The 24,523-nt window shown below is 67.9% G+C and carries 24 protein-coding genes and 1 pseudogene; 10 read left to right on the top strand and 15 right to left on the bottom strand.

What is annotated here, in order from left to right; translation table 11 throughout:
* Positions 1-12 precede the first annotated feature (12 nt).
* From ACO2SS_RS06630 to ACO2SS_RS06640, 3 genes and pseudogenes are all read left to right on the top strand, one after another.
* Positions 13-1,008: pseudogene (locus ACO2SS_RS06630) on the top strand (SDR family oxidoreductase); the annotation flags it as partial.
* Positions 1,009-1,112: 104 nt separating this feature from the next.
* The gene (locus ACO2SS_RS06635; RefSeq protein WP_423276827.1) at positions 1,113-2,498 is read left to right on the top strand and encodes a L,D-transpeptidase family protein; all 1,386 of its coding nucleotides are present in this window, start codon (positions 1,113-1,115) and stop codon (positions 2,496-2,498) included.
* A gap of 188 nt (positions 2,499-2,686) precedes the next feature.
* Positions 2,687-5,491, top strand: coding sequence for a PAS domain S-box protein (locus ACO2SS_RS06640; RefSeq protein WP_423276828.1), 2,805 nt, complete (start codon positions 2,687-2,689; stop codon positions 5,489-5,491).
* Positions 5,492-5,493: 2 nt separating this feature from the next.
* Here ACO2SS_RS06640 and ACO2SS_RS06645 read toward each other — a convergent pair whose 3' ends face one another.
* Together ACO2SS_RS06645 and ACO2SS_RS06650 are read right to left on the bottom strand one after the other, a co-directional pair.
* On the bottom strand, positions 5,494-5,733 hold the full coding sequence (locus ACO2SS_RS06645) for a hypothetical protein (RefSeq protein WP_423276829.1): 240 nt from the start codon (positions 5,731-5,733) through the stop codon (positions 5,494-5,496).
* 80 nt (positions 5,734-5,813) lie between these two features.
* The gene (locus ACO2SS_RS06650; RefSeq protein ID WP_423276830.1) at positions 5,814-6,794 is read right to left on the bottom strand and encodes a Bug family tripartite tricarboxylate transporter substrate binding protein; all 981 of its coding nucleotides are present in this window, start codon (positions 6,792-6,794) and stop codon (positions 5,814-5,816) included.
* Positions 6,795-7,126: 332 nt separating this feature from the next.
* On the opposite strand from ACO2SS_RS06650, the gene ACO2SS_RS06655 reads away from it, so the two are divergent.
* From ACO2SS_RS06655 to ACO2SS_RS06665, 3 genes are all read left to right on the top strand, one after another.
* On the top strand, positions 7,127-7,684 hold the full coding sequence (locus ACO2SS_RS06655; protein ID WP_423276831.1) for a helix-turn-helix transcriptional regulator: 558 nt from the start codon (positions 7,127-7,129) through the stop codon (positions 7,682-7,684).
* A gap of 302 nt (positions 7,685-7,986) precedes the next feature.
* On the top strand, positions 7,987-8,691 hold the full coding sequence (locus ACO2SS_RS06660) for a GNAT family N-acetyltransferase (protein WP_423276832.1): 705 nt from the start codon (positions 7,987-7,989) through the stop codon (positions 8,689-8,691).
* 421 nt (positions 8,692-9,112) lie between these two features.
* Positions 9,113-10,078, top strand: coding sequence for a cyclase family protein (locus ACO2SS_RS06665; RefSeq protein WP_423276833.1), 966 nt, complete (start codon positions 9,113-9,115; stop codon positions 10,076-10,078).
* A gap of 109 nt (positions 10,079-10,187) precedes the next feature.
* On the opposite strand, the gene ACO2SS_RS06670 is transcribed toward ACO2SS_RS06665, so the two are convergent.
* Entirely contained in the window at positions 10,188-11,402 is a 1,215-nt protein-coding gene (locus ACO2SS_RS06670; protein WP_423276834.1) for an ABC transporter substrate-binding protein, read from the bottom strand.
* Positions 11,403-12,092: 690 nt separating this feature from the next.
* Between ACO2SS_RS06670 and ACO2SS_RS06675 the strand changes: the two genes are divergently transcribed.
* Positions 12,093-12,260 (top strand): hypothetical protein, encoded by a 168-nt coding sequence (locus tag ACO2SS_RS06675; protein WP_423276835.1) that lies wholly within the window; start codon positions 12,093-12,095, stop codon positions 12,258-12,260.
* 50 nt (positions 12,261-12,310) lie between these two features.
* Here the strand turns inward: ACO2SS_RS06675 and ACO2SS_RS06680 are convergent, their stop codons facing one another.
* From ACO2SS_RS06680 to ACO2SS_RS06690, 3 genes are read right to left on the bottom strand one after another with little or no spacing between them, the layout of a single operon-like run.
* Complete coding sequence (locus ACO2SS_RS06680) at positions 12,311-12,808, bottom strand: nucleoside deaminase (RefSeq protein ID WP_423276836.1); 498 nt, start codon at positions 12,806-12,808, stop codon at positions 12,311-12,313.
* Between the two features lie 34 nt (positions 12,809-12,842).
* Positions 12,843-13,583: an anti-sigma factor family protein gene (locus ACO2SS_RS06685; protein WP_423276837.1), complete on the bottom strand. Its 741-nt coding sequence runs from the start codon at positions 13,581-13,583 to the stop codon at positions 12,843-12,845.
* Positions 13,580-14,104 (bottom strand): sigma-70 family RNA polymerase sigma factor, encoded by a 525-nt coding sequence (locus ACO2SS_RS06690; protein WP_423276838.1) that lies wholly within the window; start codon positions 14,102-14,104, stop codon positions 13,580-13,582. The genes ACO2SS_RS06685 and ACO2SS_RS06690 overlap by 4 nt, the downstream gene beginning before the upstream one ends.
* Positions 14,105-14,335: 231 nt before the next feature.
* On the opposite strand from ACO2SS_RS06690, the gene ACO2SS_RS06695 reads away from it, so the two are divergent.
* Complete coding sequence (locus tag ACO2SS_RS06695) at positions 14,336-14,608, top strand: hypothetical protein (protein WP_423276839.1); 273 nt, start codon at positions 14,336-14,338, stop codon at positions 14,606-14,608.
* A gap of 87 nt (positions 14,609-14,695) precedes the next feature.
* On the opposite strand, the gene cynS is transcribed toward ACO2SS_RS06695, so the two are convergent.
* From cynS to ACO2SS_RS06730, 7 genes are all read right to left on the bottom strand, one after another.
* Positions 14,696-15,184 (bottom strand): cyanase, encoded by a 489-nt coding sequence (gene cynS, locus ACO2SS_RS06700; RefSeq protein WP_423276840.1) that lies wholly within the window; start codon positions 15,182-15,184, stop codon positions 14,696-14,698.
* Between the two features lie 192 nt (positions 15,185-15,376).
* On the bottom strand, positions 15,377-16,285 hold the full coding sequence (locus ACO2SS_RS06705; RefSeq protein WP_423276841.1) for an ABC transporter ATP-binding protein: 909 nt from the start codon (positions 16,283-16,285) through the stop codon (positions 15,377-15,379).
* Positions 16,286-16,287: 2 nt separating this feature from the next.
* Positions 16,288-17,127: a nitrate ABC transporter permease gene (gene ntrB / locus ACO2SS_RS06710; protein ID WP_423276842.1), complete on the bottom strand. Its 840-nt coding sequence runs from the start codon at positions 17,125-17,127 to the stop codon at positions 16,288-16,290.
* A gap of 175 nt (positions 17,128-17,302) precedes the next feature.
* On the bottom strand, positions 17,303-17,791 hold the full coding sequence (locus ACO2SS_RS06715) for a DUF1348 family protein (protein WP_423276843.1): 489 nt from the start codon (positions 17,789-17,791) through the stop codon (positions 17,303-17,305).
* 55 nt (positions 17,792-17,846) lie between these two features.
* Complete coding sequence (locus ACO2SS_RS06720; protein WP_423276844.1) at positions 17,847-19,205, bottom strand: CmpA/NrtA family ABC transporter substrate-binding protein; 1,359 nt, start codon at positions 19,203-19,205, stop codon at positions 17,847-17,849.
* An 87-nt stretch (positions 19,206-19,292) separates the two neighbouring features.
* Positions 19,293-19,478 carry a hypothetical protein gene (locus ACO2SS_RS06725; RefSeq protein ID WP_423276845.1) on the bottom strand — a complete coding sequence of 62 codons (186 nt, stop codon included), beginning with the start codon at positions 19,476-19,478 and terminating at the stop codon, positions 19,293-19,295.
* A gap of 38 nt (positions 19,479-19,516) precedes the next feature.
* The gene (locus ACO2SS_RS06730) at positions 19,517-19,945 is read right to left on the bottom strand and encodes a hypothetical protein (RefSeq protein ID WP_423276846.1); all 429 of its coding nucleotides are present in this window, start codon (positions 19,943-19,945) and stop codon (positions 19,517-19,519) included.
* A 234-nt stretch (positions 19,946-20,179) separates the two neighbouring features.
* On the opposite strand from ACO2SS_RS06730, the gene ppdK reads away from it, so the two are divergent.
* Positions 20,180-22,858, top strand: a complete 2,679-nt coding sequence (ppdK, locus tag ACO2SS_RS06735) for a pyruvate, phosphate dikinase (protein WP_423276847.1) — start codon at positions 20,180-20,182, stop codon at positions 22,856-22,858.
* Positions 22,859-22,906: 48 nt separating this feature from the next.
* Positions 22,907-23,290: a PaaI family thioesterase gene (locus ACO2SS_RS06740; protein ID WP_423276848.1), complete on the top strand. Its 384-nt coding sequence runs from the start codon at positions 22,907-22,909 to the stop codon at positions 23,288-23,290.
* Positions 23,291-23,294: 4 nt separating this feature from the next.
* Here the strand turns inward: ACO2SS_RS06740 and sugE are convergent, their stop codons facing one another.
* Positions 23,295-23,615, bottom strand: coding sequence for a quaternary ammonium compound efflux SMR transporter SugE (gene sugE / locus ACO2SS_RS06745; RefSeq protein WP_423276849.1), 321 nt, complete (start codon positions 23,613-23,615; stop codon positions 23,295-23,297).
* A 131-nt stretch (positions 23,616-23,746) separates the two neighbouring features.
* Complete coding sequence (locus tag ACO2SS_RS06750) at positions 23,747-24,448, bottom strand: SDR family oxidoreductase (protein ID WP_423276850.1); 702 nt, start codon at positions 24,446-24,448, stop codon at positions 23,747-23,749.
* Positions 24,449-24,523 lie beyond the last annotated feature (75 nt).

Raw genomic sequence — 24,523 nt, forward strand, 5'->3', positions numbered from 1 at the left:
GGCTCAATGGTTCGAAAGCCGCGCGACCTTCGTGGAGCATCTGTCGTCATCACCGGCGCGTCGAGCGGCATCGGCCGCGCCACCGCGCTCGCCTTTGCGCGCGAGGGCGCCCGGCTGGTCCTGGCGGCGCGCCGGGCGGATCTGCTCGACGAGGTCGCCCGCGATTGCGAAGAGCTCGGCGGCGAGGCCATCGCCGTCCCGACTGACGTCACCGATGCGGGCGCCGTCCAGGCGCTCGCGGAAGAGGCGCAGAGGACCTTCGGCGGCATCGACGTCTGGATCAACAATGCCGGCACGGGCGTCTTCGGCCCGTATCAGGACGCGGATATCGCCCTCCATCGCCGCACGGTCGAGGTGAACCTCTTCGGCACCATGCACGGCGCATATGCGGCGCTCCCCGTCTTCAAGCGCCAGGGACATGGCGTCCTCATCAACATGGTGTCGCTGGGTGGCTGGGCGCCGACGCCCTTCGCGGCCGCCTATACGGCCAGCAAGTTCGGGATCCGGGGCTTCACGGCGAGCCTCCGCCAGGAGATCGCGGCCGGAGAGGACATCCACGTCTGCGCCGTGTTCCCGGCGATGGTCGATACGCCGGGCTTCGTCCATGGCGCGAACATGTCGGGCAAGACGCTCGATCCCGGCCCGCTTCTCTACAGGCCCGAGGATGTCGCCGCCCGCATGGTCGAGGTTGCGCAGCATCCTCAGGGCGAGGTTGCGGTGGGCTGGCCAGCTCGGGCGGCGCAGATCGCCTACAACGTCTCGCCCCGCTTGACCGAGATCCTGGTCGGAGCCACGATGCGGCGCCTCGTGTCCCGGGCCGGCCCAGCCCCGCGTAGCGAAGGCGCGCTGCTCCATCCCGTCCCGGAGGGCCGCGACGTGGATGGCGGCTGGCTCGACCGCAAGGGCTTGCCGCCCGCCGGGCGGATCAGCACCGGGCTCGCCGTGGCAGGGATCGCCGGCCTCGCGGCTGCCGGGATCATCGCCCTGTCCCGCCGCCGACGGTCGTGACCGCCCCCTCGAGGCTCAACCTGCCCGAGAGAGCCGTTCGGATTGGGTGAGGTTTCTTCAACCTCTATCAACCATGCTTTGGCCCGTTGTGTAGGAGCCGAGCCTTGTTGCGTATCGGATCGGTCGGGTTGAGCTGCGGGTTGGCGGTGCTCGCCGGAGCCGCGTGGGCGGAGCCCGCGCCGGCGCCGGCGCCGCGTCCCGCTCTCATCAAGGTCGCGCAGGACGCGGCCCCTGCGGTCGCGGCCGCCGCCCAGGCACCTGTCGTCCAGGCGCCGGCGCCAGCCGCGCCCGCCAAGCCGCCGGCCGCCATCCCCGAGCCCGTGAAGCTCTCCGCCGACCCGCGGCCCACGCTCGGACCGGGGACCTTCGTGGCCACCATGAACGCCGTCGAGCGCTACCGGACGATCGCGGAGGCGGGCGGCTGGGCGACCGTTCCGAGCGAACTCACGCGAGCGAAGGCCGGCGACAGGGGCCCGCATGTCGCGGCGCTCCGGGCGCGGCTCATCGCGTCGGGGGATCTCTCGGCGGAATTCGTCGGCGGCGACGCGCTCGACGCGGAAGTCCAGGCCGCCATCCGCCGCTTCCAGGACAGGCACGGCCTCCCGGATGTCGGGCTCGTCGGACCGCGGACCCTGACCGAGCTGAACGTCCCTGTCGCGACCCGCATCCGCCAGCTCCAGGCCTCGGCGAACCGGCTCATGGGTTCGAAGTTTCCGTTCGGCGAGCGCTATGTGGCCGTGAACATCCCGTCCGCCAGCGTCGAAGCCGTTCAGGGCGGGCTCGTCGCCAGGCGCTACGTCGCGGTGGTCGGCAAGGCGGATCGTCCCTCGCCGATGATCGCCGCCCGCATCCAGAACGTGAACTTCAACCCGACCTGGACCGTCCCGGTGTCCCTCATCAAGAAGGACATCATCCCGCACATGCGGAAGGACCCTGGCTATCTGGCCAAGATGAAGATCCGGATCCTCGACGGGCAGGGCGCGGAGGTCGATCCGGCCACGATCGACTGGTCGACGGACCGGGCCGCGAACTACACGCTGCGCCAGGACCCCGGCGTCGACAACTCGCTCGGCGAGATCCGCATCGACATGCCGAACAAGCTGGCCGTGTACATGCACGACACGCCCTCGAAGCGGCTCTTCGCGCGCAACACGCGCAATCTCTCGTCCGGCTGCGTGCGCGTTTCGGGCATCCGGGACCTCGCGCAATGGATTCTCGAGGGACAGGCCGGGCCGAACGGGCAGGGGTCAAGCTGGGGGCAGCCGGAGATCGCCGCCGCGATCGCATCCGGCCAGCGGATCGACGTGAAGCTGACCCGGCAGATCCCCGTCATCTGGACGTACCTGACCGGCTACGCGACGCCCGACGGCACCGTGCACTTCCGCGAGGACGCCTATGGCCTGGACGCGCAGCCCGCGCTGCCGGAGCCTGGACCGGAGGGCCTGACGCTCGAATCCCTCGTGACCAGCGCGATCGGCGGACGCAGCTGAGGCCGACAGCCTCGCTCTCGGTCTCGTGAACGCGCCGCAGGTAGGGCAGCTTTCGCCAGTCCGTCCATCCAGTTAGAAGCGCCTACCTTTGGATCCGCCGGCACCGCCCCGGAGGGGGCCGCATGTCTCTCCTGCCTCCGCGAAACGCCGCTGCGGTCCCGCGAGCGCATCTTCCCGACGGCCGAAGCATGGGCGGGCTGATTGCCCGCTATGATTGGCGCACTTCGCCGCTCGGGCCCCGGTCGACTTGGCCGACTGCGCTACGGAATGCGGTCAACCTCATCCTGCCGGCGCAAGCCCAGATCGTGCTGTTCTGGGGGCCGGACTTCGTCGCCCTCTACAACGACGCCTATGCGCCGACGATCGGGGACAAGCACCCCCATGCTCTCGGGCGCCCCGCGCGGGAGCACTGGAGCGAGCTCTGGGACGATCTCGAGCCCCTCCTGGCCAAGGTGCGCGAGACGGGCGAGACTGTCTCCGCCAAGGACAGGCCCTTCTATATCGAGCGCCATGGCTACGGTGAGGAGGTCTTCTTCGACATCTCCTACTCGCCCGTTCCCCTCGACGACGGGTCGGTCGGCGGTGTCCTCTGCATCGTCAGCGAGACCACGGAGCGGGTCCGGGCGGAGCGGCAGACGGCGGCAGCCCGTGAGCGGCTGGCCGGCATGTTTCAGCAGGCTCCCGGCTTCATGGCGCTGCTGCGCGAGCCCGGGCATGTCTACGAGCTGACGAACGCCTCCTACCAGCAGCTGATCGGCGGGCGCGACGTGCTGGGCAGGTCCGTGCGCGAGGCGCTGCCGGAACTCGCGGGCCAGGGCATCTTCGAGCTGCTCGACCAGGTGAGCACCACGGGCGAGCCGTTCCGTGGCTGGGAGCAGGCGGTCACGCTCGCCACTCCCGAGGGGCCATCCGAGCGGCTTCTCGATTTCGTCTACCAGCCCATCAAGGACGACGACGGCCGCATCACGGCGATCTTCGTGGAAGGCACCGACGTCACCGATCGGGTCCGCGCCGTCGAGGCCCAGCGGGAGGCCGATGCGCGGCTGAAGGGCATCGTCGATTCCGTCGACCAGATGATCTGGTCGACCAGGCCGGACGGTTTCCACGACTTCTATAACCAGCGCTGGTACGATTATACGGGCGTGCCGCAGGGCTCGACGGACGGCGCCGGCTGGAACGACATGTTCCATCCTGACGACCAGGGGCGTGCCTGGGGCGTGTGGCGGGACTGCCTCGAGAGCGGTGACCCTTACCACATCGAGTATCGCCTCCGGCACAGGTCCGGCGAGTACCGATGGGTGCTCGGTCGTGCGCAGCCGGTGCGAGACGATGGAGGCAGGATTGCTCGATGGTACGGCACCTGCACCGATATCCATGACCTGAAGCTGGCCGAGGCGGCTCTGCGCGAGAGCGAGGCGCGCTTCCGGAACATGGCAGACAGTGCGCCAGCCCTGATCTGGGCCTGCGATGCGGAGGCGATGCCGACCTTCGTCAACTGGCGCTACGAGCACGAATTCGGGATCACGCCGGAGCGCATCCAGAACGGCTATTGGCGGGACATGGTCCACCCGGAAGACGTGGATACGTTCGAGGCCGCCTTCATGCAGGCGTTCCGGTCGCACAGCGACTTCGAGCGCGATTTCAGGGCAAAGAACCTGGCAGGCGAGTATCGCTGGCTCCGCTGTGCTGGCACCCCCCGCCGGGACGGGGAGGGCCGTTTCCTGGGTTACGTGGGCTGCAACGTGGACGTGACGGAGGCGAGGCTCGCGCGCGACGCGCTGGAAGCTGCCGTCGAGGAGCGCACGGCCGAACTCCGCGCCGCCGAGGAGAGCCTCCGCCAGGCGCAGAAAATGGAAACGGTGGGCCAGCTCACCGGAGGCATCGCGCACGACTTCAACAACCTCCTCCAGATCGTCACGGGCAACCTCGAGATTCTCCAGCGCAATCTGCCCGAGGATTCGCCGCGCCTTCGTCGCGCGGCCGAGAATGCGATGACGGGCGCCAAGCGGGCCGCGATCCTCACCCAGCGCCTGCTCGCCTTCTCACGCCGCCAGCCGCTCGCCCCGAAGCCAACCGATCCGAACCGGCTGGTCGCCGGGATGTCGGAGCTGCTGCACCGCACGCTCGACGAAACGATCGAGGTCGAGACAGTGTTGTCCTCGGGCGCCTGGCGCGTCGAGGTCGACCAGAACCAGCTTGAAAACGCGCTGCTCAACCTGGCCGTAAACGCTCGCGATGCGATGCCCGAGGGCGGAAAGCTGACGATCGAGACTGCGAACACGCATCTCGACCGCGGCTATGTCGCGCAGAATGCCGAGGTGGTGCCGGGCCAGTACGTCGTGATCTGCGTCTCGGATACCGGCGTCGGGATGGACCCGGACACGGCGGCCCGTGCATTCGAGCCCTTCTTCACCACCAAGGAGGTCGGCAAGGGCACCGGTCTCGGTCTCTCCATGGTCTACGGCTTCGTCAAGCAGTCCGGCGGCCACGTGAAGGTCTATTCGGAGCCCGGCGTCGGCACGACGGTCAAGATCTACCTCCCGCGCCTGATCGGGGCCCTCGAGGAAGAGGAGGAGGCCAGGAACGTGCTTGTTCCGGAGGGCACGCGCGAGGAGAGCATCCTGGTCTGCGAGGATGACGACGACGTGCGGGCCTATTCGGTCGAGGTGCTGCGCGAGCTCGGATATCGCGTCCTGGAGGCGCATGACGGCGCCTCGGCTATTCGCCTGCTGGAGCGGGAGGGTCGGGTCGACCTCCTCTTCACCGATGTCGTTCTTCCGGGCGGGATGACCGGCGCCGTGCTGGCCGACAAGGCCCGTGGGATCCGGCCCGACGTGAAGGTGCTGTTCACGACGGGCTACGCGCGGAACGCCATCGTCCACCATGGGCGGCTGGACCCGGGGGTGGAACTCATCACCAAGCCCTTCTCGTACGCGGATCTCGCCGCGCGCGTCCGCGATCTCCTCGACGCGAGGGAACTGGCTGGGGGATAGCGCTAGCGTCGGCTCATGCGGCGCTCGCGGCGTTCCGCCAGGAGGAGGAGCGCTTCGGCGACGATCTCGGCCGGCCAGCCTGGCCCGACGCTGAACCCCTCCAGCGCGCGCTCCTCGCAACGCCTCGCCCAAGCTCGGATTTCAGCCGGCCTTGGTCCGTAATCCCAGGCCGGGCGGCGCTCCGGGATGGCGTGGGAGGCGAGAGGCTCGCTCTCGATCTGATAGGTGATGGGCGCTGACATGCAGATAACCTAGCGGAGCTCTCGCGGGAGGCTGTGCGCGCCCGCACGGGACGGGCCAGGACGACTCCGGCCAGCGCCGCTCATTCGAGCTTCGCGCCGGAGAATTCGACCACCTTCTTCCACTTCGCCGTCTCGTCCCGGATTGCCTGGCCGAACTGCGCTGGAGTGAGCAGCCAGGGGGCGCCGCCGAGGTCGGCAAGCCTCTTCACCATGGCGGGCTCCTGGAGGATCTCGTTCACCTCCTTGTTGAGGCGGGCGATCAGTTCCGGGGGCGTCTTCTTGGGGGCGCCGATGCCGAACCAGGCCACCGCCTCGTAGCCCGGTACCGTTTCCGCGACCGTCGGAACGCCGGGCAAAGCTGGCGATGGCTCGAGCGTCGTCACCGCGAGGGCGCGCAGCTTGCCCGAACGGACGTGCTCGATCGACGATGGGAGGTTGTCGAACAGGACGTGCGCCTGGCCGGAGATCATGTCGATGAGCGCCGGGCCGGCGCCCCGATAGGGCACGTGGACCATGTCCACGCCGGTCATCGACTTGAAGAGCTCGCCCGACATGTGCACCGAGGTGCCGAGGCCGGACGAGGCCATGTTCACCTTGCCCGGGTTCTCCTTGCAGTAGGCGATGAACTCCGCGACCGTTTTCACGGGCAGGGAGGGTGTGACCTCCATGATGTTGGGCGAGCGCGTTATGCCGGCGACCGGCGCGATATCGTCCACGAAGGTGAAGTTCAGCTTCTTGTACAGCGTCGCGTTGATGCCGTTCGCCGGGTTCACGAGCAGGATCGTGTAGCCGTCGGGGTCGGCGTTCACGACCGACTCCGTCCCGATATTGTTGCCGGCACCGGGACGGTTCTCGATATAGACCTGCTGGCCGAGGCGTTTGCCGAGAGGCTCCGCCACAAGCCGGGCGAGCACGTCCGTGGTGCCGCCCGGCGGGTAACCGACGACCCAGCGGATCGGCCTGACCGGATAGGAGCTGGCGGAGGCCCTTCGGCCGCCGAGCGCTACGGCAGCACCCGCTCCCGCGCCGAGAACAGACCGACGTGACCAGCTGAACGTCATTCGAGATCCTCCCTGGGGCGGCCCTCTGCGTGGCCGCATGCCGGGCATCCTATGCGGAAGATTGCCGGAATTGCGAGGCGGCGCGCTCAGTCCTTCGTCGAGTCCGCCCGCCCTGGCCGGCGGGTCGGGCGGCTGCCCGCCTCACCGCCATCGCCGGGGCGGGCCAGAATGTGGACGCCGGTATACGGAAAGGCGAACACTGATCTCTATGTAGCGTGTTTACCTACGTCTATTCTGTGATACTCGGTATCGTTGACTTTTATCAATTTCGTGCCGTATTTGCAGAATGTTGACGAGGAGGACGTCTGCGTTTGCCCTACGGAACGGTCCTGTTGGACGCACTCGATCGGGTGGGCTTTGGCGGGATAGTTGTCGACACGGCGGGGCATGTGCTGCTCGCAAATGCAGCGGCGATGACGATCCTCAGGCGATATGAGCCGCCTTTATCGGATGACGGTCGTCTGGAGCAGATCCGCGAGGCCACCAAGTCGATGCTGCGCTCGTCCGGCTCGAAGCGGTTCCGCATGAACGACGAGAGCTGGGCGGTCATCCCCGGCGACACCCCCGATGCACGAGGGGTGGTGGTCCACGCAATGCCGATCTCGCCGCCGCCACCCACCGGCGCGCACACCGTCCTGGTCCTGATCAACCTGGATTATAAGGCGGCCCCGAGCGGGGAAGTTCTCAAGAATCTGTTCGACCTCAGCCCGGCCGAGGCCAGGGTGGCCCATCAGCTCGCGCGTGGCAGGAGCCTCGAGGAGATTGCCGAGCTCAGCGGCGTCAAGCTCAGTACGATCCGTAAACAGCTCGCCTCGGTCTTCGAGAAGACGATGACGAACCGGCAGGGCGAGCTCGTTGCGCTCCTCGGGCGCCTCACGATCCTCCCCTGAGCCGGCCGCGGCCGGCGGCATCGCCCGGAGTGCGCCGGGGCGATCCCCGGAAGGGCTACGTCCTGCGGAGGGCCGGGAGCAGGTTCGGAGCCCGCCTCGCGCCGAAGAGCCTGCGGTGCTCCCTCGTGCCGAGGGCAGTCACCCGGAATAGCCCGGCCCGGGGGCCAGCGCGCGCGCTATGTTGCTCCGTCCGAGGCCGCGCGGGGTGCTGAGCGAGCGCTGATCCCGCGCAACTCGTGATCGGCCACTGCACGACGCGAGCCGCGGTCGCGAACGGGAGAAACAACAACGGGAGGAAGACGATGCTGTCAGTCCCGAATTCCGTGCAGGTTGCGGCAGAACTGGTTGCGAACAGGCGTTATGCCGAGTTCGCGCGGCGCTGCGCGGGCCTGATCGTCGAGAACCGCGCCACCTACGGCCTGCGCCGGGATCTGGGCCTCCCGCTGGCCGAGTTCGAGGCGAAAACCCCGATCACGGTCCGGCCCGCGTCGTCGGCGGACATGGCCCATCTCGTACCATCCGATCTGTCGGCGCTGAGCCGCAAGGACAGGGTCGAGGTGAACACCCGGCGCGGTTTCATGGACGAGCGTCTCGGCACCTGCTTCGTCGCGATCGACCGGGAGAAGAACGTGCCGTGCTACTTTCAATGGCTGATGACCGAGGCCGACAACGACACGATCCAGAGGCTGTTTCCAAAGACCTGGTTTCCCCGGCTTCAGTCGGGCGAGGCCCTTCTCGAGAATGCCTACACGCCCCCGGCCTATCGAGGCAGGGGTATCATGTCTGCCGCCATGGCGCGGATCGCGCTCAGGGCAGCGGATCTCGGCTGCCGTCATGTCATCACCTTCGTCGAGAGCACGAACATCCCGTCCCTGCGCGGCTGCCGCAAGGCTGGGTTCGAGCCCTATCTGATGCGGGAGGAGCGCCGGCTCGTCTTCGGGCTCGTCCGGCTGCGCCGTTTCCGGGACCTCCGGGCGGACGAAACCCGGCCCGCCGGCATGTACTGACGCCACGGCAGGGCGCGGCAATGCCGCCCAGCGCTCCGGTAGCGCCGTGAGCATCGCAGGATGCCGTCTTTCGCGGCGGTAGAAGCGAAGCTCCGCTCGATCGGCGGGTGCGCATCGGAATTTGCCGGCACGGCCGGCCGAGGAGATGTCGCGGTCAGCCCCGCGCGCCCTCGGCCTGATCCTCCGCGCCTGCTCCAGTTCTTCAGGATGCGCGCGGGCCTTTGCGTGGCCGCGCCGGCAAGCAATCCGCAGAGCCGACGCTCCTTGTCCGGCCCCGCCCCTTGCGCGAAGATTTGCGGCTAGGTGGTGAACACCGGCATAGCACTTGGGGAGGGAAGAAATGCGGATCTTCGGCCAAGTATTGCTCGCTGCAGGCGCGCTCGCGTTGGCGATCGGAGGAGCGGCTGCGCAGGACGCGGGCATGAAGCGGTGGACCAAGGGCAAGGGATGGGGCTGGGTGTGGGGCGCCGAGGACGAGGTCGGCAACCTGAACGAGATGACCGATCAGTCACGCCTCGCTGCGCTGAAGCTCGTGACCCAGGGCAAGGCCTACGACCTCGGCCTCCCCTATGACCGCAACTCCTACAAGTGGCCGGGCCATTCACCGGGCGAGATCATCTCCTTCCGTTCGCCTGCCGGGGTGATGACGCAGAAGGATCTCGAATTCACCACTCCGCAGGGCGGAAATACCGGCGGCACGGCTTGGCATTCGAACGCGATCTTCATGAGCGACAACGTCGCCACGCAGATCGATGGTCTCGGCCATATAACCCACGGCCCCAACAACGAACTCTACAACGGCTTCAAGGCCAGCGAATGGGGCGGGGATTTCGGCCTCCGCAAGGCCGACGTCACCACGATCCCCCCGATCGTTGCGCGCGGCGTGATGGTCGACGTGGCGGGTTTGAAGAACGTGGATGCCCTGCCATCCGGCTACGAGATCACCCGCGAGGACATAGAGGGCGCGCTCCGGGCCCAGAACGTCGACGTGACGCCTGGCACGATCGTGCTGATCCGCACCGGGACCGCTCGCTACTGGGGCGAGAACGGCAAGGACCACGCCAAGCTGGCGCAGCACGATTCTTCCGGCATCGGGCTCACGGCCGCCAAATGGCTCGTCGAGGAGAAGGGCGCGCTCGCGCTCGGCTCCGACACCTCCGGCCTCGAATACGTGCCCCCGAAGCCGGCGGATTCGCAGGCCGTGGGCGGCAGCTTCAACCCGGTCCACGTCTACCTGCTGATGCAGCAGGGCGTGCACATCATGGAGTTCCACAACCTGGAGCGGCTCGCCGCCGACCGCGTCTACGAATTCGCCTATGTGGCGACCACGAACGCGATCCGGGGCACCGTCGCCGGCACGGCGCTCCGGCCGCTCGCTCTGCGGTAGGCGGCAGGTAAGGGGAAGGGCAGCGCCCGTTTCGAGGCAGACCTCGAATCGGGCGTTGGCTTCAGGAAGGGCGCCGGCGGTTAGATGCGCCGCCCTACAGCCCCTGCCTTTATTTCACCAGCGAGCAGCCGCCCTCGCTCTCGGGACGGAAAGCCTCCTCCCCGGGAGTCGTCGCAACGACGTTCAGCAGGTCCCACTCGCCCTTGTTCTGGCCCGGTGCCTTCGCCTCGAGCAGGTAGGAGGGGTGGAGCGTGCGTCCGTCGACCCGGACCCGGCCCGCCCCGAAGGCGTCGTCGTCCGTCGGAAGGTCCTTCATGCGGGCGACCGCCGCGCGACCGTCGGCCTTCGCGGCTGCCGCGCCGAGGCTTGCGACGGCCTTCAGGTAGTGCAGGGTCACGCCGTAGCACCCGGCCTGGACCATGTTCGGGTATTGCTTCGGCTTCTGCGTGGACATGAGCCGCTTCGTGAAGGCGCGGGTGCGGTCGTTGAGATCCCAGTAGAAGCTCTCGGTCATCACCATGCCGCGGGACATTTCCTGTCCAAGCGCGTGGACGTTGCTGTTGTAGAACAGGAGCGCTGCGATCTTCATCGTCGGGGTCAGGCCGAACTCGTTCGCCTGCTTGATGCAGTTGATGGTGTCGGCGCCTGAATTGGCGAGCCCCAGCACCTTTGCGCCCGAGGCCTGCGCCTGGAGCAGGAACGACGAGAAGTCGCTGGTGCCCGGGAAGGGATAGGAGGCGCTGCCGAGCACCTTGCCGCCCGCCGCCTGCACCACCTTCGCGGTATCGCGCTGGAGCTGCTGGCCGAAGGCGTAGTCGGCCGTGATGAAGTACCAGCTATCGCCGCCGGACTTCACGACGGCCCCGCCGGTGCTCTTCGACAGCATGTAGGTGTCGTAGGTCCAGTGCACCGTGTTGGGCGTGCATTGGGCTCCGGTCAGGTCCGTGGTCGCGGCACCGGAATTGAGGTGCACCTTGTTCTTCTCGCGGCAGATCTGGTTGACGGCGAGCGCCACGGAACTCGTCGGCACGTCGACCACCGCGTCCACGCCTTCACGATCGAGCCACTGGCGGACGATGTTGGACCCGATATCCGGCTTGTTCTGGTGATCGGCATAGATCACCTCGACCTGGAACCCATCGGCCTTGAAGTCCTCGACCGCCTGCCGGACGCAGGCGACCGACGTCATGCCGGTGTCGTCGCTGTAGACACCGGATTGGTCGTTCAGGACGCCGAGCTTGATCGTCGGAACCTGGGCCCATGCCGGCCTGACTAGGGGGATGGCGGCAGAAGTCGCAAGCAGGGCCCGGCGATTAATGAGCATTGAGCGTCCTCCGTAACTCGTCTTGTTGAATCGGAGGGTAGGCGCCGAGCTATCCGGGCACAAGCAGCGCGAGGAGAGGGGGCAGCGCTCGGCACCGGAGCCAACCCCGGCGCCGCCGCATGCTCAGCGGGCCTTCGGAATGCCTGTTATGAGGAGCAGCCCGGCGCTCCTGCTCCTTCAGAGCACCGCCTGGCTATGGGGCGGCCCAGAATGGCTCCGTGATCGTCCAGCCTGCATCTCGAGCTGGTGCCGGGCGTATTCGATGAACTCCAACCGCTCGCGTTCGGACAGCGGGAGGGCAGGGGGGCAACCATCGCCCTGCGTCCTGCTCCAGGCGCGATCGCGCCGGGTGTTTCTCGCCTCGAAGTTTCGCATCGCGACGGCCTCGATGTCCCTTTCGCTGAGCGGCCCCGATGCGGTGTACGCCTGTGCTTGTTGTTGCTTCATCCTTTGCTCTCTCCGGCCATGTTCCGCCTGGCCGCGCATCCGGGAACGTAGGTTCCGCGAGCAATGTTCCTCCTGGGTCGGGAAAGTTCGTACACGGTTACCCGGCCGCTCCGCAGCCGCGAAATCGCTGCCGGCCGGATAGGGTTCGGGCGCTCTGGACACCGCGCTCATCCGCTATCTGCGGCGGCGCTAAGAAGTGAGGAGGCGCGGAACCATTCGGCGGCCCATTCATCTCTTACATCCATGCAGATGACACATGGCGCAGCGCTCGAGGCGAGGCTCGGCAACAAGGTGGAGGTGAGGGCGGCGGTCGATCCGCGCTTCATGCTCGCCATCGGCGTGCTGGTGAGCGGGATCCTGCTCTCGATCCCGCCGATCATCCGGGCCGCCAGGGAGGGCCGGGGACGGTAGTGAGGCGGGCCGCTGCCTGTCGGGCCGCTCCGCTTGTTACGCGGGGCAGTTCATCCCCGCCCTTCCGCCTCCTTGGCCCAGTCCTCCAGCACCTTCACGCCGGCATCGCGGGAGAGCTGGCGGGTGGGGATGGAGCGCGCGTCAGGCGTGGACCCCGCCTCGCGGCGAACCACGTCCACCGGCACGCGGCTCTTCAGCCCGGCCGGGAGAGTGGCAAACGCGACCGGCGCGTCGGCCGCCGAGGCTCCGTAGGTGAGCGAGCCGATGCCCGTGATGGTCATGGTGGCGATGCAGAGCGGGCAGGGCTCGCAGGAGGCGTAGAGGTCGCAGCCAGAGAGGTCGAGCGTGCCGAGGTTGCGACAGGCATCGCGGATCGCCTCCGTCTCGCCATGTGAGGTCGGGTCGAAGTGCGCCCGGGCGTGATTGAGGCCTCGCCCGACGATGGCGCCGTCCTTGACCACGACGGCCCCGAACGGGGCAGTTCCCTCGCTGGCCTTCGCCTCTCGGGCGAGAGCGAAAGCCTCTTCGAGGAAGGCTTCGGGCGTCATGGCTCCTCCTAAACCGCTCGCGTCATAGGAGCCGTTACGAGACCTTCCGGAATGCGGCAACGAATTCCTTCAGCTCGGCCATGTTAAGGTCCGACACGGCCCAGTACGCGACGTCGCCCTCCCGCCACGAGACGACGTTGTATCCGTCGACAGTGGCCGGAGAGGACGCATCTCCCTCGGCGGCGGGAACGGCCGTCAAGCTGATGACGTGCTGGCGCCGGCGATAAACCAATGTCGGTGCCGGAACGCGTTTCACCACGTCGATGCGGGCGCCGGCGAGGGGAAAGCCGGCGGCACTCAGGTCGACCACCCGGGGGGCCTGCGGGATACGCCCATTGAACCAGGGCTTTACCGTGTGCCGGTCGGACGAGGTCACGTCGGTCGGCTGCGACGCCATCAGGCTGCGGATATGGCTGCTCAGGACGCCGTCGGTCGCTTCCTCGCGTGCGGATCCCTCCAGCAATGCCCAGGTTGCGCCACTCGCCCCGACTGCGCCGAGCAGAAGCGAGGCCGCCATGGCCTGCCAGGGAACGGAAGCGAGTCCCTTCCGCCTGCCGTGGCGAGCCCTGACCCGGCGCAACAGGGCGTCGGAAACCTGCGGCGGCGGCAGATGGGTCCGCAGCACGTCCCGCAGCGCCTCGACCCGATGCCGTTCTGCGGCGAGGACCGGATCGTCCCGCATCCTTCGCTCGATCGCGAGCGCATCGGTCGTGGTCAGCTCGCCATCCAGATAGGCGTGGACGAGGAGGCGCTCGTCTTCCTGTCCGCTCATCATTCGTCCCTTGTGAGCTCGTCGAACAGCCGGCGGCGTGCCCGGGCCAGGCGTGACATCACCGTGCCGACAGGCACGGCCGTGACGGACGCGATCTCGCGGTAGTCGAGCCCGTGAAGCTCGCGCAGGATCAGCGTCTCGCGGAATGCCGCCGGCAGGCTCATGATCGCGCTCTGCAGCTCGACGGGATCGATACGTTCGGGCGAGGCGAGGGATGAGCCGTCCTTGCCTCCGCTCTGCTCCGTGGCGCGGTATTCGAGGGTTTCCAGGTCGCCGATGCTGATGATCTCGGCCGGCCGGTTCTTCCTGAGCCAGGAATAGGCGGTGTTACGGACGATGGTGAGAAACCACGCCCGGGCGTTGCCGCCCGCGTAGCCCTGGATACCTCGGAAGGCACGTAGCGAAGCCTCCTGCACCACATCCTCGGCGTCGACGTTGTTGCCCGTTATCCAGCGCGCCAGGGCGAAGCCGTCGGCGAGATGGGGGACGGCGACCTCCCCGAATTTCGACTCGTCTCCCGTCACCGCGGCCTCCGAGGCTGCAGGAGGCCAGACGGACAGTCATAATGGACCGTCTGGGCCGGCCCATTATTCCCGGCAAGAACAAAAACAAAAGCATTCCGATGAGGGAATTTCGGCTCTGTGCCGACAGGTCTTGCTTTCGACTTCGGACGAGAAGTCGGAAGGAGCCGCACGATGAGGACGGATTCAGACCTTCCCCCGCGCTCGGATATTCTGGGAAGCGACAGCAGGATCTTGACAGCGGCAGCGCTTGTGGGGCTCGCGCTTGTGCTGGCCGCAACGGCCTTCGCGCAGGATTCGAGGCCTCCACCGGTCGCGGTCTACGCCGGTGGCATCACGGTGCAGGGCAGCGATCCCGCTGATCGGGGTGCGGCCCCGGCCTGCGAGCCGCACGATATCGCGCTCGGCACGAGCAGCGGCGATCCCTACGGCTTCTACAGCTTCAGCAGGGACCCTGATCTCGCCCGCATGCGCGAAGGATGTCGCATCGCGCCGGCCGGGAACTGATCCCGCGGCCCCAAGGAAGGGTGGCCGGGCGTTCGGCCCGGCGAGCCCCGGCCGCCTGCGACGACCGGAGGCGGGACGGCGGCGCCCCTATTCCTCCTTGAAGCCGTAATCCGGGATGCCCTGCTGGTTGCCATAATATTTGTACGGCAGGAACTTGCCGGACATCGCGATGCGGACGCGGTCGCCCTTCGGATTGGCCTCGCGCGCGAAGGTGATGTCGAAGTCGATGGCCGACATGATGCCGTCGCCGAACTCCTCCTGGATAAGCTCCTTCCAGGCGGGGCCGTTCACCATCACCATCTCGTAGAAGCGGTAGATGAGCGGATCGGTCGGCGGCATGGGGGTGCCGGTGCCGCGGTAGGGGATCTCGTTCAGCATCGCCTCCTCGGCCTTGGTGAGGCCGAACAGCTCGGCGGCCTTGGCGGCCTGCGGTTTCACCAGCTTCATCTGGCCGAGCAGCGCGCCGACGATCAGCACGTCCGACATGCCGCCGATCTCGTCGCAGATGTGGCGCCAGGTCCAGCCCTTCTCGCGCTTGATGTCGAGGATCTTCTCCGTGAGCTCTTCGCGTTTCATGGTGGTTCTCCTTGGGTGTGGGTCCTCCCCCGCGAGCGGGGGAGGGGAACCGCCCGCAGGGCGGTGGAGGGGGCGACAGGGCTTCTCGATGCGGGCGGCTCGGAGGCGAAGCGGCAAGGGCGGTGCATCGGGCCCTCCAACGTGCCGACCGGTTCCGCCGGCACCGCACGGTCCCCTGCTAAACCGGCGCGGTCACGCCGCCCGGCTTGCGACCGCTTTCCTTGATGTAGGCTCCACCCCGCCATCCAGCCTCACAACCGGCGGGTGGCGCGGATCGTAGCCGGCCGGCGGGGCGTCCCGAAACGTCTTCGAGCGCGTGACCAGGAAGTCGATCAGGTGGTTGCGGATGGCGTAGTAGTGCGGGTCGTGGTGGATCTCGCCCTGGCGCCGGTCGGCGGGCAGGGGGTTCACGACGATCTCGGCGATGCGCGCCCCGGGACCGTTCGTCATCAGCACGATCTTGTCGGCGAGGTAGATCGCCTCGTCGACATCGTGGGTGATCATGTAGACGGTCTGCCCGGTCTCGCGGCAGATGCGGCGCGCCTCCTCCTGCAGGGTGCCGCGCGTCAGGGCATCGAGCGCCGAGAACGGCTCGTCCATGAGCAGGATCTTGGGCTCGATCGCGAGCGCGCGGGCGATGCCGACGCGCTGCTTCATGCCGCCGGAAAGCTCCGCCGGGCGCTTGTTCTCCGAGCCCGCCAGGCCGACCTTGGCGATGGCGGCCCGGGCGCGGGACTCGATCTCGGCCTTCGAGGCCTTCCGCCAGCGCGAGGCGACCGCATAGGCGACGTTGCCGAGAACTGTCTTCCACGGCAGCAGCGCGTGGCCCTGGAAGATGACGGCGCGGTCGAGCGAGGGGCCGGCGATCTCCCGCCCGTCGACGATGACCGCGCCGGCGGATGGCTCGTCGAGCCCGGCCAGGATGTTCAGCACCGTGGTCTTGCCGCAGCCCGAATGGCCGATGACGCAGACGAACTCGCCGCGCCCGACGCGCAGCCAGAGGTCTTCGAAGATCGTCGTCTGGCCTCCACCCCGCCCGCCCGAGGCGGCAGGATAGCGCTTCGCGATCCCCTCGATGGAAATGAGCCTGTCGTCCACCATGCTCACTCCGGGAAGGTCACGAGGCGCTGCGCCTGCGCGAGCAGCTGATCCAGCACCATGCCGACGAGCCCGATCACCAGGATCGAGGTGATCACATTGGTGATGCTGAGGTTGTTCCACTCGTTCCACACGAAGTAGCCGATGCCCGTTCCGCCGACGAGCATCTCGGCCGCCACGATCACGAGCCAGGCGATGCCGATGGAGATCCGCATGCCGGTCAGGATCGTCGGGGCGGCGGCGGGCAGGATGACCGTAAAGGCGCGGCGCAGCGGCCCGACCTCGAGCGTGCGGGCGACGTTCAGCCATTCGCGCCGGACGCTCGCGACCCCGAAGGCCGTGTTGATGAGCATCGGCCAGAGCGAGCAGATGAAGATGACGAAAATGGCCGAGATGCCGGAATCCTTGATGGTGTAGAGCGCGAGCGGCATCCAGGCGAGCGGCGAGACCGGCTTCAGCAGCTGGATGTATGGATCGAGGGCGCGGCTCATCAGCGGCGACATGCCGATCAGGAACCCGATCGGAATGGCGACGAGGACCGCCAGCAGGTAGCCCAGTCCTACCCGCGCGATCGAATGGGCGAGCTGGATCCCGATGCCCTTGTCGTTCGCGCCCTTCACATAGAAGGGATCCTTGAGGTGCCCCCAGATGGTGCGGCCCACGTCGAGCGGGCCGGGCATGGCCGACTTCCCCTCCGTCGCCGTCGCGCCCATCAGCTTGGCGTATTCGGGATCCATCTGCTGGGTCGGCCCGGAGCCGCTGACGCCGATCTGCCAGAGCGCCAGGAACACGGCGAGGATCAGGGCCGAGACGGCGAGGGATTGCAGGCGGGGTGATGCGGTCATCGGAATGGCTCCGCCTCTCCCCGTGTAACGGGGAGAGGTCGAGTCGCGCATTGGCGCGACCGGGTGAGCGGCAGCCGAGCCCTGGTCTCGGAGGTGCAACGCCCCTCATCCGGCCGACGCGTTCCGCGTCGCTCGACTTCTCCCCGCAAGCGGGGAGAAGATGGCGCTGCGCTGCTCAAAGCCCGAGCTCCGTGAGGCCGGGGTGATCGGCCGTCCGTGGGCCGAGCGGCCAGCGGAAGAGGCGGTCGGCCTCGGTGATCGGCAGGTCGTTGATGCTGGCGTGGCGCTCGCGCATGCGCCCGTCCTCGGCGAAGGCCCAGTTCTCGTTGCCGTAGGAGCGGAACCAGTTGCCGTTATCGTCGTGCCACTCATAGGCGAAGCGGACGGCGATCCGGTCGCCTGCAAAGGCCCAGACCTCCTTGATCAGCCGGTAGTCTAGCTCGCGCGCCCATTTGCGCGCGAGAAAGGCTTCGATGGCGTCGCGGCCGGAGAAGAACTCCGCCCGGTTCCGCCAGCGGCTGTCGGGCGTATAGGCGAGCGCGACCTTTGCGGGATCGCGCGTGTTCCAGGCATCCTCTGCGCCGCGCGCCTTCTGGGCGGCGGTCTCCGGCGTGAAGGGCGGCAGCGGCGGGCGGGGTGCCTCGGCGGGAGCGGGATCGGTCATCGGCTTACCTCAGTCCGGGCCGGCGCGGGGGCGCCGGGCCCGGAACGACGGACCATCAAGACGCCCGCTTGATGGCGAAGGAGGCGAGGTAGTCCTCGGGCTTGGCCGGATCGAAGCTCTTGCCCATCACCGAGAAGGTCTTGGTGGTCGCCTTCGGCGGCGTGAGGCCCTGCTGCTCCATCAGCTTCTGGGCATCGGTCGCGAGATAGACCTGGCGGGCGATCGCCGCGTAGTCGACATCGCCCTTGATCTGGCCCCAGCGCTTCATCTGGGTCAGCATCCAGACGGCGAAGCTCTCCCACGGGAAGGCGTCGAAATCGGCGCGGTTGGGCACCTTCTGCACCTGGCCCAGCCCGTCCGCGAAGGTGCCGGTCAGCACCTGCTCCACGACGATCTGCGGCTGGTTGAGGTAGTTCGCGGGCGCGATGGCGGCCGAGATCTCCTTGCGGTTCTCAGCCTTGGACGCATAGGCGGTCGCGTCGATGATCGCCCGCAGGAGCGCCGCATAGGTGTTCGGCATCGCGGTGATGAACTCGCGCGAGGCCGCGAAGGCGCAGCAGGGATGTCCCTCCCAGATGTCCTTCGACAGGATGTGGATGAAGCCGACCCCGTCATAGACGGCGCGCTGGTTCATCGGGTCCGGCCCGAGGAAGCCGTCGATGTTGTCGGCCCGCATGTTGGCGACCATCTCGGGCGGCGGCACGGCCCGGATCTGCACGTCGGTGTCCGGGTCGATGCCGTGCTCCGCGAGGTAGTAGCGGAGCAGGTAATTGTGCATCGAGTAGTCGAAGGGCACCGCGAACTTGAAGCCCTTCCAGCTCTTCGGGTCGCGCTTGTCCTTGTGCTTCATGGCCAGCGTGATCGCCTGGCCGTTGATGTTCTCGATCGCCGGCACCGTGTAGGGCACCGGGTTCGAGCCCGCCCCGACCGTGATCGCCAGCGGCATGGGCGAGAGCATGTGGGCGGCGTCGTATTCCTTGTTCAGGGTCTTGTCGCGGATCACCGCCCAGCCCGCCGTCTTCACGACTTCGACGTTCAGCCCCTGCTTCGAATAGAAGCCCATCGGCGCCGCCATGATGATGGGCGTCGCGCAGGTGATCGGGATGAAGCCGACCTTCAGGTCCTTCTTCTCGAGCGGCGCGCCCTGGGCGAAGGCTTCCGTCGCGGTCCCGACGGGGAAGAACTGGGAGATCGCCGCGAGCGCCGCAGGGGCGCCGACCGCCTTCAGGAAGGCGCGGCGCGAGGCGTCCTGCGGGAATAGCGCCCGCATGAGCGCGCCTTCGACGACGCGCCCGACCCGGGCCTCCGAGGACAGGACGGCGTCGTGCTCGGCCTCGGTCGCATGCCGGCCGCAGGAGCAGCCGCGCCGGCTCAGGGAACGGGAGGAATCGAAAGGATCGTCGAAGGTCGACATCGGCACCTCGTGTTGCGACCCGCGAGTCGCAACCGATGTGCCAGTTTTTTGAGCTGCCGCATGATCGGGCCGCCGAGACCCGCCGGGTCAGTCCTTGATCAAGGCGCGGCAGGAGGGGGCGCGCGTGAAGGCGCAATCGCCGAGCGCCGCCCAGGTGCGCATGCGATCGATCATCCAGATCGCCCCGAGCGCGAGGCAGACCGCGAAGATCACGCCGATCAGCGCGCCGTAGCGTGCGCGCCAATCCTCCGGCTCGGGTCCCCGCTCGTCCATGGCCGCACCTTAGCAAAGTGCGGCCGCGACCGCTCCTGTCAGTCGAGCGGCACCCAGGCCTTGTGCGCCCGCTCGACGAGCACCGGCTGGCTCGCGAGGCCCCACACCGTGCTCTGCGCGATCGGGGTGATCGTCGCGGGGCGCACCATCACGCGGCGGGTGACTGTCCTGTACTCGCCGGGCACGTCCACCCAGCAGCCGATCTTCCGGCCATAGGCGTCGCGCTTCACGGTCCAGACCCGGCCCGGCGGCCGGATCGCGACGCGCTCGGTCACAGTGGTGTACTGGGGCGGCGTGACTGCGGCATAGGTCCGCGGCGCCCGGACGACGGTGGGCTCGACCAGCGTGCCGTAGCGTGCCGGCACATAGGCCTGGCGATAGCAATCGCCGTAGCAGCCATAGCTGCCGGCAAGGGCCGGGACGGCGCCGGCCATCACGGCGGCCGCGGCGAGAAGGGTACGTACCATGGGTTGTCTCCAGGGGCTTGCGGAGGCAAAGCTCAGGCGGAGAGAACGCACGAGCGGGCCAGTCTGCACGCGGGAAGCGCAGACAAGGTAAAGGCGCGCGCAACCAAGCTTGGCCTTCGGCGTTCTTGGCCGCGCCGCATCGCGCCCTCGGGCGCCGAATTGCGTTTGGATGCCGATTGGCCCTAAGCCACCGTGGCGTCCAGGGGACAACGAGAAAGCTCGGATCGGATCGAAATGACGAAGTGGGTCTACACCTTCGGCGACGGCAAGGCCGAAGGGGAATCCGGCATGCGGGATCTCCTCGGCGGCAAGGGTGCGAACCTCGCCGAGATGTCGAACCTGGGGTTGCCCGTGCCGCCCGGCTTCACGATCCCGACCTCCGTCTGCACCTATTTCTACGACCACGACCGGCAGTACCCGCCGGAGCTCGAGGCGGAGGTCGCCCGCGCACTGGATTACATCGGCACCCTCACCGGCAAGGTGTTCGGCGATCCCGAGAACCCGCTGCTCGTGTCGGTCCGCTCCGGCGCCCGCGCCTCCATGCCGGGCATGATGGACACGGTGCTGAACCTCGGCCTCAACGACACGACCGTCGAGGCCGTGGCGCGCCTCGCGGACGACCGGCGCTTCGCCTATGACAGCTATCGCCGCTTCATCACGATGTATTCGGACGTCGTGCTCGGCGTCGAGCACCACAATTTCGAGGAGGCGCTCGACCTCTACAAGGACCGCAAGGGCTATTCGCTCGACACCGACCTGAACGCGGACGATTGGGCCGAGCTGATCAACCGGTACAAGAAGATCGTCCAGGACCAGCTCGGGAAGCCGTTCCCGCAGGACCCGAAGGAGCAGCTCTGGGGCGCCATCGGCGCGGTCTTCGGCTCCTGGATGAATGCCCGCGCGATCAAGTACCGCGAGCTCAACCACATCCCGGCCTCCTGGGGCACGGCCGTCAACGTCCAGGCCATGGTCTTCGGCAACATGGGCGAGACCTCGGCGACCGGCGTCGCCTTCACGCGCAACCCGTCCACGGGCGAGCGCGCGCTCTATGGCGAGTTCCTGATCAACGCCCAGGGCGAGGACGTCGTCGCTGGCATCCGCACCCCGCAGGACATCACGGAGGCCGCCCGCATCGCGTCCGGCTCCGACAAGCCCTCCATGGAGAGGGCGATGCCGGAGGCCTATGCCGAGCTCGTCCGGATCTACGAGATCCTGGAGCGGCATTACCGCGACATGCAGGACATGGAGTTCACCGTCGAGAAGGGGAAACTCTGGATGCTGCAGACGCGGTCCGGCAAGCGGACCGCCAAGGCGTCGCTGCGGATCGCGGTCGACCTCGCCAGCGAGGGCCTCATCTCGCAGGAGGAGGCCGTGAACCGGATCGATCCGGCTTCGCTCGACCAGCTGCTCCATCCCACCATCGACCCGAAGGCCGAGCGCAAGGTGCTCGCGACCGGCCTGCCGGCCTCGCCCGGTGCCGCCTCGGGCGAGGTGGTGTTCTCCTCCGACGAGGCCGAGGCCGCCAAGAAGGCCGGCCGCAAGGTGATCCTGGTCCGGGTCGAGACGAGCCCGGAGGACATCCACGGCATGCACGCTGCCGAGGGCATCCTGACCACCCGCGGCGGCATGACCTCGCATGCGGCCGTCGTCGCGCGCGGCATGGGCAAGCCCTGCGTCTCGGGCGCCGGCCAGATCCGGGTCGATTACGCGAAGCGCATCTTCTCGGTCGGCGGCCAGACCGTGCAGGCCGGCGAGACGATCACGATCGACGGCGGCACCGGCCAGGTGCTGCAGGGTTCCGTGCGCATGCAGGAGCCCGAACTCTCGGGTGAGTTCGCGACCCTGATGGAATGGGCGGACAAGGGCCGCAAGCTCAAGGTCCGGGCGAATGCCGACACGCCGCGCGACGCCGAGACGGCGCGCAATTTCGGCGCCGAGGGCATCGGACTCTGCCGGACGGAGCACATGTTCTTCGAGGGCGACCGCATCGTGGCGGTCCGGGAGATGATCCTGGCGGATGACGAGAAGGGCCGCCGTGCGGCGCTCGCCAAGCTCCTGCCGTATCAGCGCGGCGATTTCCTGGAGCTCTTCACCATCATGAAGGGCCTGCCGGTCACGATCCGGCTGCTCGATCCTCCCCTGCACGAGTTCCTGCCGCACACGGACAAGGAAATCGCGGAGGTCTCCGCCCAGACGGGTGTCAGCGCGGACAAGCTGAAGCGCCGCGCGGCCGAGCTGCACGAGTTCAACCCCATGCTCGGCTTCCGCGGCTGCCGCATCGCGATCGCCTATCCGGAGATCGCCGAGATGCAGGCCCGCGCCATCCTGGAGGCGGCCGTCGAGGCCCAGCAGAAGACCGGCTCCGCCGTCGTGCCCGAGATCATGGTCCCGCTCATCGTCACGCGCGCCGAGTTCGACCTCGTGAAGGCGCGCATCGATGCCATGGCGGAGGCCGTCTTCAAGGAGAAGGGCGCATCGGTCGAATACCAGGTGGGCACGATGATCGAGCTGCCGCGGGCCTGCCTGAAGGCGGGCGAGATCGCAGAGACGGCCGAGTTCTTCTCCTTCGGGACGAACGATCTCACCCAGACGGCGCTCGGCATCTCGCGCGACGATGCGTCGACCTTCCTCGGGCCCTACACGCAGAAGGGCATCCTGGAGACCGACCCCTTCGTCAGCATCGACCAGGAGGGCGTCGGCGAGCTGGTGAAGATCGGCGTCGAGCGCGGCCGCGCCGTGCGCAAGAACCTCAAGCTCGGCATCTGCGGCGAGCATGGCGGCGATCCGGCCTCCGTGCGCTTCTGCGACGAGATCGGGCTCGATTACGTCTCCTGCTCGCCCTATCGCGTGCCGATCGCGCGGCTCGCCGCTGCCCAGGCAGCCATCGGCGGCAAGGTCGCGAGCACGGCCTGAATGGAGGCCGGCGAGCGGATCCGCTCGAGCTTCGCCAGGCAAGGCCTCATGACGACGCTCGGCGCGACGCTGGTCAGCGTCGAGCCGGGGCTGGTGGAGATCGCGCTCCGGCCGGCGCCGGCTGTGTCGCAGCAGCACGGTTTCGTGCATGCCGGGGCCATCAGCGCCATTGCCGACAGCGCGGCAGGCTATGCCGCGCTGAGCCTCATGCCTGCCGGCACCGGCGTCCTCACCACCGAGTTCAAGATCAACCTGCTGGCCCCCGGGGCGGGCGAGCTCATCGTGGCGCGCGGCCGGGTCGTGAAATCCGGCCGCACGCTGACCCTGGCGCAGTCGGAGGTCTTCGCCCAGCGTGACGGCCAGGAGAAGCTGATCGCGCTGCTGACGGCGACGCTGATGACGATCCAGGGGCGGGACGGCGTCAGCGACTGAGCGCTCACGCGTCGCTGGACAGCTTCATCAGGACGAGGCCGCTCACGATGAGCAGGGCGGCCAGCACCCGCAACGCGCTGGCGCTCTCCCCAAGCACCGCGATGCCGACCAGGAACGCGCCGACCGCGCCGATCCCGGTCCAGATCGCATAGGCCGTCCCGAGGGGGAGGGAGCGCATCGCGAGAGCCAGGAGGGCGAAGCTGGCGACCATCGCGGCGAGCGTGATCAGGCTGGGCCAGAGCTTCGAGAAGCCTTCGGATTGCTTCATGGTGAAAGCCCAGACGACTTCCAGCAATCCGGCGGCGATGAGCATGGTCCAGGCCATGGCGGCAGCTCCCTAACAGCTGCCGGGCCGTCCCGGACTTGAACCCTCATGGGGGAGGACGTGGCCTCGCATGGCTGAGATAGGACAGCCTCGCCGGTTTGCCAGATGGCGCGCCGAGCGCAGCAGCTTCTTCAGACCGAGCGCGTGAGGCCTCCATCGACCCGGATGTTCTGCCCGGTGATGTAGGAGCCGCCATCGGAGGCCAGGAATGCGATCGTGGCCGCGATCTCCTCGGCCCGGCCATAGCGGCCGAGCGGAACGCTTGCCCGTCGCTCCTCGGTGGCCGGGAGGCTGTCGATCCAGCCGGGCAGGACGTTGTTCATGCGGATGTTGTCGGCCGCGTAGGTGTCGCAGAAGATCTTCGTGAAAGAGGCGAGGCCCGCCCGGAAGACGGCCGAGGTCGGGAACATCGCGCTCGGCTCGAAGGCCCAGGCCGTCGAGATGTTGATGATCGCGCCGCCCTTCTGCGCCTGCATGATCGGCGTGACGAGGCGCGTGGGCCGGACCGCGTTCAGGAAATAGACGTCGAGCCCGGTGTGCCATTGCTCGTCGGTGATCTCGAGGATCGGCGCCCTTGGCCCGTGGCCGGCGCTGTTGACGAGCACGTCAACTCGGCCCCAGCGCGCCATGGTGCCGTCCACGAGCCGCTGCAGGTCCTCGCCCGACCGGTTCGAGCCGGTCACGCCGAAGCCGCCGAGCTCCTGCGCAAGGGCTTCCCCCTTGCCTGAGGAGGACAGGATGGCCACCCGGAAGCCGTCCTGGGCGAGGCGCCGGGCGGCTGCCGCGCCCATTCCGCTGCCGCCGGCCGTGATGATCGCGACTTTCTCTGACACTTCGGCTCTCCGGGTCTGGAGTCGCGATCAGTAGCGCCGCCCCGCCGCCTTGCGAATGCGCCCCGCAAAAGAAAA

The organism is Enterovirga sp. CN4-39, from assembly GCF_049446235.1.
Classification (GTDB): Bacteria; Pseudomonadota; Alphaproteobacteria; order Rhizobiales; family Beijerinckiaceae; genus Enterovirga.